The 900-nt window shown below is 43.8% G+C and carries 1 protein-coding gene; it reads right to left on the reverse strand.

Going from position 1 to position 900, the window contains the following annotated elements; all coding sequences use genetic code 11:
• Positions 1–112: 112 nt before the first annotated feature.
• On the reverse strand, positions 113–900 hold a 788-nt coding region (locus tag A3762_RS02470; protein WP_156493154.1), incomplete at its 5' end, for an iron-containing alcohol dehydrogenase.

A 900-nucleotide genomic window follows, 5' to 3' on the forward strand; every position in this document is an offset into this window, starting at 1 on the left:
CCGTTTTAATTACTTAATGTCAAGGCTTCAGTTGGCCTTGAATGTTAAGTGTTGTTGCCTTGTTGAAGAGGAAGGGCTTTGCCTCTCCCGTCAACTTATTAAGTGAACTTCTTTACGCCACCATTTTTCCAATTAATGCCTCGCAAGTGCCCTTATCCATATACTTTGGTACCGGGTAATTTGCATGTGCTTCTTCCAGAGCAAGCTTCGCAATGCGCGGGATGTCTTCTTTTTTAAGGCTATCAAGTGTCTCTGGGATTTCGAACGACTGCAACATGCTACGTACTCTAGCTATAAATTTATCAGCGAGTTGTTTGTTGCTTTCTCTGCCTGTTTTTAAAGCACTAGCTTTTGCAAGTTCAGCAAGCTGAGGAATGATGTCGCTTTTCGAATAGTCCAATATGTGTGGTAAGACGATCGAATTGGCGAGACCGTGAGGCGTTGAGTATAGAGCGCCAAAGTTATGCGCAATAGCGTGTACATAACCAACACCTGCTTTTGTAAATGCTAGTCCTGCATAATATGACGCCATGGCCATATTTTGGCGTGCCTCAAAGTTTTTTCCGTCATGTACTGATGTTTCTAAATTTTCCATGATGAGTTTGGTCGCTGCTAATGCGTAACCACGTGTCTCATCCGTAGCATTAGTGGAAATGAACGACTCGATTGCATGAGTTAAAGCATCCATACCTGTTGCCGCAGTGACAGCAGGCGGAAGGCCAAGCATTAATTTACCGTCTAATGCCGCCATGGCTGGTACAAGCTTTGGATCAATGATTGGCGATTTTTGATGTGTATCTGGATCTGAAACGACCGAAACAATTGTGACTTCAGAACCTGTGCCTGCGGTTGTTGGCACAACGAATAACGGTAAAGGTGCTTTTCGGATTTTAAATAGCC

This window comes from Oleiphilus sp. HI0125 (genome assembly GCF_001635355.1).